Source organism: Nostoc sp. C052 (assembly GCF_013393905.1).
GTDB lineage: Bacteria > Cyanobacteriota > Cyanobacteriia > Cyanobacteriales > Nostocaceae > Nostoc.
In genome coordinates this window covers 89,377-95,441 of sequence record NZ_CP040279.1, presented here as the reverse complement: position 1 = coordinate 95,441, position 6,065 = coordinate 89,377, and the positions used below count along the sequence as shown (strand labels likewise).

The 6,065-nt window shown below is 43.8% G+C and carries 8 protein-coding genes and 5 tRNA genes; all 13 read left to right on the top strand.

Features of this window, described 5'->3' with window-relative positions; genetic code table 11:
* The first annotated feature begins 182 nt into the window (after positions 1 to 182).
* The 13 genes from FD723_RS41760 (at position 183) to FD723_RS41700 (ending at position 6,063) form a co-directional block, all read left to right on the top strand.
* Positions 183 to 854 carry a hypothetical protein gene (locus FD723_RS41760; RefSeq protein WP_179071005.1) on the top strand — a complete coding sequence of 224 codons (672 nt, stop codon included), beginning with the start codon at positions 183 to 185 and terminating at the stop codon, positions 852 to 854.
* 134 nt (positions 855 to 988) lie between these two features.
* Positions 989 to 1,504, top strand: a complete 516-nt coding sequence (locus FD723_RS41755) for a hypothetical protein (protein WP_179071004.1) — start codon at positions 989 to 991, stop codon at positions 1,502 to 1,504.
* Positions 1,505 to 1,512: 8 nt separating this feature from the next.
* A complete protein-coding gene (locus FD723_RS41750) occupies positions 1,513 to 2,034 on the top strand; it encodes a DUF3122 domain-containing protein (protein ID WP_179071003.1) in 522 nt (173 codons plus the stop codon).
* Between the two features lie 172 nt (positions 2,035 to 2,206).
* Positions 2,207 to 3,292, top strand: a complete 1,086-nt coding sequence (locus FD723_RS41745) for a site-specific integrase (protein WP_179071002.1) — start codon at positions 2,207 to 2,209, stop codon at positions 3,290 to 3,292.
* Positions 3,293 to 3,324: 32 nt separating this feature from the next.
* Positions 3,325 to 3,591, top strand: coding sequence for a hypothetical protein (locus tag FD723_RS41740; RefSeq protein ID WP_179071001.1), 267 nt, complete (start codon positions 3,325 to 3,327; stop codon positions 3,589 to 3,591).
* Between the two features lie 214 nt (positions 3,592 to 3,805).
* A complete protein-coding gene (locus tag FD723_RS41735; RefSeq protein ID WP_100904375.1) occupies positions 3,806 to 4,012 on the top strand; it encodes a hypothetical protein in 207 nt (68 codons plus the stop codon).
* A 320-nt stretch (positions 4,013 to 4,332) separates the two neighbouring features.
* On the top strand, positions 4,333 to 4,512 hold the full coding sequence (locus tag FD723_RS41730; protein ID WP_179070912.1) for a hypothetical protein: 180 nt from the start codon (positions 4,333 to 4,335) through the stop codon (positions 4,510 to 4,512).
* Positions 4,513 to 4,947: 435 nt separating this feature from the next.
* The gene (locus FD723_RS41725) at positions 4,948 to 5,469 is read left to right on the top strand and encodes an HNH endonuclease (protein ID WP_179071015.1); all 522 of its coding nucleotides are present in this window, start codon (positions 4,948 to 4,950) and stop codon (positions 5,467 to 5,469) included.
* A gap of 201 nt (positions 5,470 to 5,670) precedes the next feature.
* A tRNA-Asp gene (locus FD723_RS41720) sits at positions 5,671 to 5,746 on the top strand.
* 3 nt (positions 5,747 to 5,749) lie between these two features.
* Positions 5,750 to 5,826: transfer RNA gene (locus FD723_RS41715), tRNA-Glu, on the top strand.
* Positions 5,827 to 5,829: 3 nt separating this feature from the next.
* Positions 5,830 to 5,903 (top strand) — tRNA-Arg (locus tag FD723_RS41710).
* 6 nt (positions 5,904 to 5,909) lie between these two features.
* A tRNA-Cys gene (locus FD723_RS41705) sits at positions 5,910 to 5,983 on the top strand.
* A gap of 5 nt (positions 5,984 to 5,988) precedes the next feature.
* Positions 5,989 to 6,063, top strand: a tRNA-Ile gene (locus FD723_RS41700).
* The last annotated feature ends 2 nt before the right edge of the window (positions 6,064 to 6,065 follow it).

The window sequence follows — 6,065 nt, the reverse complement described above, 5'->3', positions numbered from 1 at the left end:
AAATTTTAGATACTATCGTAGATTAATTTAATCATCATCATTTTTGAGGCGATTTCCAGTTTTTGACTACAAGAGCGTAGCTTGCCGCCGTAGGTATCGCTTTTTATTTAGTTATGACTAAAACCATTTTTTTTTATTGTTTCTCATATATTTTTTACTAGCTAGATTGAAGGAACCTAGTGATGAATCAAAAAAAGGCTATCTTCTTTTTACTCTTAGTTGCCATAATTGCGGCTCTGGTTACTATCCATCCAGAATTAGGCATGTCTGAGTCCCCTTCGCTATTACATGAAGCAGAGCGTGAACTTTCTTTAATGAAAACTTCAGTCTATCAGCATTCTACCGATGTCGATGAAGTAGTCGGACGTTTCAACTATGATTGCTCAGGCTTTGTAGATTATGCCTTGCAGAAAATCTCTCCCCAAGCTTACGCTGAAGTACCCGTTTCTAAATCCAAGCGTCCTCTTGCTCAAGATTTTTACAAATTGTTCTCTGACCCAACTCTAAAACCGTCCCATTGGGTTGAAATCTCGAAAGTCAGTCGCCTGCGTGCAGGAGATATTGTGGTTTGGCTACGTCCTCCTGAGAGTGATAGCCATAACACAGGTCATGTCATGGTGATCGGAGGTAAACCAACTGCCACAAGTCAGGTAAATGAAAGGCTGATTCCTGTGATCGATTCAACTTCATCTCCCCACGCTCAAGACAGTCGTCATCACAAGCAAACGGGATTAGGCACAGGAGTGATCGGAGTGATTGTGGAGAGTACTGACAAGGCGCTCGCATTTCGCTGGCGAGGTGGGGAATCTAAACAGGAAAAAGAAACCGCGATCGCGTTTGGCAGGCTGCGCTAATCATCAAATGGCTTGGCGATCGCTCTTACCTCATCGCTCAAGTTTCCTCTCTACGAGACGCTGAACGCGAACGCTTGTAAATAGACATCGCTTTTCATCTATCATCAGTTCATTGCTATCAAATTTGATATCAGATGACTGACCACAAAACCGCACCAAGCGAAATGATTCGCGTCCCTACTGCCTTAATTCCAGCAGTCAAAGAACTATCCAAACTGCACAGAGAGGGACATACAATTGCCTTGCTGCAAGGCTTAGAGGAATTGCTCTCTGAGTTTGATAGCAATATTGATATCAATAACTCAGGCAAACTAGAAGAGAAGTTAGACAATCTAGAATCCCATTTGGGCAACAAACTAGAAACAATTACCAAGAAGTTAGAGCAGATGGAGAGGGCGATGGCTTCTGGTAGATACAGCAACACCAGACCTCGAAGACAAGCGCACCCGTACCAACAGCCCCAAGTTGAACTCCTTGCATTACCTCCTGAAAACCTAGCACCGCGACTAGGTTTAACTCCTTCAAGCCTCACAACCGAAAAAGAAAAACTTAGCCCCAAAGAATTTATCAGTTGGACTCGTAACCGCGACCCAAGGGGCCTAGGATGGGAATTTTCTCAAAAAGACGGTCTTTATCACCCAGTCAAATAAGTATTAAGATGTGTGCAATAAAGCAAAAATTTTGGCAATATTTTTGGCGTTGCGCCTTAGTAATCGTTCTAGTGTTAACTTTTGGTGGATGGAGTGTGGAATCAGCCCAGGCGCTGCTGCGGCAACATCACGATTCCCCCGGCGTTTTGCGCTACCACTCGCAGATATCTATCAAAGATAACAAAGGATACGCTTGGCAAGTGCTGCTGTTCAAACAAAATTACAACAGTCCAGTCAAAGACTTAAGGTTACGCTTGGTTGGGTTTCCTGGTGTCGCGGAAATTGCCCACCCCCAAGCCTTAGAAATCAAGACAACTGAAGGAAAATTGCTTTTGGCATCAGATGTCTACGCTTTAACTGCACCCGCCCCAAATGTAGGCGAATACAACTTAACTGATGTTTTACCAAAATTGCCTACAACCGATGCGCTCAAACTTCATGTGCCAGCGTATAGCGAACAGCCATTGGTTCTTAATATACCCAACACTGTAGTAACTGAGTGGCAATGGCTAGTGACAGAGATTGATTAACCCTTGTAACATCTTAAACTCAAAAAAACCAAAAACCAGAGCATTAATTGACCACAAATACTGGAGCAAGCAGTTAAGCACATCCACTTAAAGAATAGAATAATATAAAAGCTTCCTGAAACAGCACTTCCAGGAAGCTATATTTTTATGGTCGCGTAACCCTAAAGACCAGATGGATGTTACTAATATTGAGATTGGCTCTGTAGAAATTCTGCCTGCTACTCCCCAACCAAGTGTAATTAAAAACACTAATGCTCAAGTAACTCCAGAATTGGTAGAGGAGGTAATTCGGCAATATTATTACCGCACGCCTGCGGTGGGTAATGATTCTGAGTTAATTTTGGCTTGGGCTGGAAGCCAAAACCGCGAACAAACTAAACGAAAATACTACCGATTTGGTCAAAAATTGCTTGATTGGGTACGTCATGAAGGTATACCTGATTTAAGATTGCTACAGCAGCCAAAATTACTCGAATTTATTGCTAGTTGGGGTGAGATTTCCCCTTATACTAAAAGTAACCGAGTGCTGATATTGCGATCGCTGTGGAGCTATGGGAGCGGGGAGAGTATTGGCTATTTTTTGCGGAATATTGCAAGTAGTATAAATTACGACAATTTCAGTAATTTACCGAAGGCAGAGCGATATCTAGAAGATTTCGAGATGAAGAAGCTAGCTGATGCAGCCAAGCAGTTGGGGGGTAAGTATTGGCTAGTTTTTAGTTTGATTTTTTACAGTGGGATGCGGGTTGGTGAAGTGGGTCGCGTGACGGTTCCGGGTGATGAACCGGGCCAACCCAAGGAAGATTATCCGGGGTTATATTGGCATAATTTCCAGTGGTATCCCGACCCGACACCAGAGGATAGAAACCGGGGATACTATACGATTAAGTTCCGAGGCAAAGGTGGCAAGTACCGCGAGATTGGCTTAGACCATCAGACTTCGCTCGTTTTCAAAAAGTACCGGGGGATGGCTAGTGATAAGATGCCCGTGTTTGCCAATATCTCACCTGACCCAGCAAAAAAGGGGTTGCCGTTGAGCGATCGGGCAATTAAAAGGTTAATTCAAGATATCTCCGAGGTGGCGAAGGTGAAGTTTTCATGTCACTGGTTGCGGCATTCTCACGCGACAAGAGCAGTCGAGCATAAAAATGTTTTTGAGGTGCAAAACCAGTTGGGGCACAGTAAAACCGATACAACCAAGGCTTATGTCCGCACAAAAAAAGACGCAGGCACGGGTACAGTGTTGCCGAGGTTTTAATTGGTTGATGTTTATTTTGACAATTTGCATTTATGTACTGTCCTATGGGCTTAGATTGTCGTCAAATGACAGGTGTTGACTATAAATGCCCGAATATCTCAGCTTGCCAAGAGCATTCCCGCAAACCCTCAATGGTAAGGTTTGTATTTTATTTACTCAACCAACAAATGTGTCAATTAGAAGACATATTTGTTGATGAAAAAACACTGGCTGAGTTATTGCATTCATCAGATCAGGACTTGGAATCTTTGTTAGCCAATTTGGATCATCTTGTCGTTACTCAACACACACCCTACTAACACTCCTTTTAGGGCGATGGCATAAAGCACCCGCTTTATAGCGATTGATCGCATTTACGGTAAACTACGCTGTTGGTTTGAATTTTCTCAAGCAAGGCAAGTAATTTTTCTTTGACTGCTAAAGGCATCTCAGTTTTATACCTAATATTACTTTTGTCTTTTTTGAAAAAATGCTACTTTCTCATGTTGTAGTCATCAATAAGGATTTTGACTGATGTCCGACTCAATCGACTGTCAACCATTGCCATTTAAAACTATTTGCAATGACTGTGCTTTTCATATCAACGTAGAAGAAGCCATACAATGCATTCACCCTGACGAGTTTGGGGTTAATTGTTCAACCGCCATTTTCTGTAATTCATTCCAAAGTGCAATTGTAATTGATAGTCCTTGTGTGTCCTTCGATAAGGATGAAGAATAGGCTTTTGCGCTGCTATTCGCATTACAATTGGTCAAGCCTTAGTTGAATTACACTGATGACGTTTACCCATTCTCTGTACCCAGACAATTGGTCAGAACTTGCCACTTCAGTTAAGCAACAAGCCCAGTGGCGTTGTCAAAAGTGCGGGTTACAGTGCATCCCCCCAGGAGAAAACACAGCAAAACTTACACGCTCAAAACGTAGAGTGTACACGCTACAGGTACACCATTGGGACAGAAATCCAGCAAATAATCACAGAGGCAACCTTATAGCTCTTTGCAGTGCTTGTCACCTTTTATACCATAGAGGTGGTAAGTCTAATGTTTCACCGGGGCAGTTATCGTTGTGGTAAATGCGATACCTGCTTTAACTCTTCGGGTAACAGACTCAAACTCAAAAGCCTAGTCAGTAGCGATGGTATGTCAGATAAAGAGTATCCATACTCGGCAATTTTTATCCTGGGGAATAAGGTTTTAGAAGGTTGTGCTGAGAAAAAATGATGCCCCATCTGCAAATTTAGCCTTTACCGCCAAGGCATTCACGCAGCGTTCGCCCGTCCCCAGAATTGTGCAGTAGACAAACGCATACTACAACTGTATTATTGATATAAGTTTCAATTACAAATACTACAAGCCTTCAATGATCAGCAGATTCTCTTCAACCATTAGTAGCACGGTGCATTGCCGACCCAACAAGGGTTTAGGCAGAGTATTCGCGCTGTTTGCGTTTGAGGAAATATATCTGTTTGCCGCCGATAAATCTGCAAGTGTTGGCATTTTTGGAGCAATTGCCGGATGGCTGAATCTAGATCAACTTATCCAAAGCGGGAGGTGCAAGTGTTTTATAGCACCAACATAGGGCAAAAAGTATCAACTACCTGACCCCCGCTCCTGTTCACCAGAGGCGGGGGTTATTTTTTGAGGAGTGAATCAGTGATGCAAGCTCAACCACACATATTACAAAATTCGGTGGTGGTCTTCTCTAAGAACTACCTACCACTGGCACGTATCAACATTAAACGAGCAATCGTGCTGTTAGTCACAGGTCAGGCAGAATCGTTGGATTTTGGCAGTACAAAGCAGTGGGAAGTACGCTCACCCAGTGTTGTACTACAAGTTCCCGAACATATTCGCTTGACTATGGGTAATCCCGAACGCCACTGGAAAGTACCACCTGTAAATCGGCGTGAAGTACTCAAGCGAGACAACCACACTTGCCAATACTGCGGCAGCAGCAAGTGTCTGACGCTCGACCATGTGATTCCCCGCTCAAAAGGTGGGCAGCATACCTGGGACAACGTTGTAACTGCGTGTGAGAAGTGTAATTCAATCAAGAGCGATCGCTTACCTCATGAAGCTGGAATGGTTCTCAAAAGTAAGCCTAAAGCCCCAATTCACCCAGCAGTTGCATTTGCCGAACAGTTTTGGAGCACACAACGCCTGAGTGAATCTGAGTAATTTACTTCAAACCCAATCAGAGAGGGCAATACCGCGATTACATCACAATGTCCTCTCACTTCTTCTCAAAATTTTGTAGTATGCCCTTGACACTTTGTAATACATTCTGTAGTATGAATGTAGTGAAGCACTACAGCCTCTCAAAAAGGCATAGCGCAAACACTTCTGAACCATGAAAACTAAATAATTGCCATCCAACGTGGGGGTGTAGCTTAGTCCGGTTTAAAGCAGTCGCCTGTCGAGCGAAAGACCGTGGGTTCAAATCCCATCATCCCCGTGTAGCCTTGTGGACGAATAGATAAGTCGTTCTGATTCTCAGTCAGAGAGAAGCGGGTGCAACTCCCGTCAAGGCTTCCAAATGAGGATGTAGCTCAGTCGGAAAGAGCGCTTGTTTCCGAAGCAAGTGGTCACAGGTTCGATTCCTGTCGTCCTCGTAGTATGTCCAGGTCGCCTAACGGTAGGGTATTGGTCTGCAAAACCGACTGTGCGAGTTCAATTCTCGCCCTGGACTCCAAACGTTGCAGTGTAGCTTAACGGCAAAGCCCCAAGCTCATAACTTGGTATATGCGAGTTCGACTCTCGCCACTGCTACCAAA

Bases quoted from the DNA above. Each gene is read 5' to 3' on its own strand.
- FD723_RS41760 (WP_179071005.1), top strand. From the start codon at position 183: ATGAATCAAAAAAAGGCTATCTTCTTTTTACTCTTAGTTGCCATAATT.
- FD723_RS41755 (WP_179071004.1), top strand. From the start codon at position 989: ATGACTGACCACAAAACCGCACCAAGCGAAATGATTCGCGTCCCTACT.
- FD723_RS41750 (WP_179071003.1), top strand. From the start codon at position 1,513: ATGTGTGCAATAAAGCAAAAATTTTGGCAATATTTTTGGCGTTGCGCC.
- FD723_RS41745 (WP_179071002.1), top strand. From the start codon at position 2,207: ATGGATGTTACTAATATTGAGATTGGCTCTGTAGAAATTCTGCCTGCT.
- FD723_RS41740 (WP_179071001.1), top strand. From the start codon at position 3,325: ATGTACTGTCCTATGGGCTTAGATTGTCGTCAAATGACAGGTGTTGAC.
- FD723_RS41735 (WP_100904375.1), top strand. From the start codon at position 3,806: ATGTCCGACTCAATCGACTGTCAACCATTGCCATTTAAAACTATTTGC.
- FD723_RS41730 (WP_179070912.1), top strand. From the start codon at position 4,333: ATGTTTCACCGGGGCAGTTATCGTTGTGGTAAATGCGATACCTGCTTT.
- FD723_RS41725 (WP_179071015.1), top strand. From the start codon at position 4,948: ATGCAAGCTCAACCACACATATTACAAAATTCGGTGGTGGTCTTCTCT.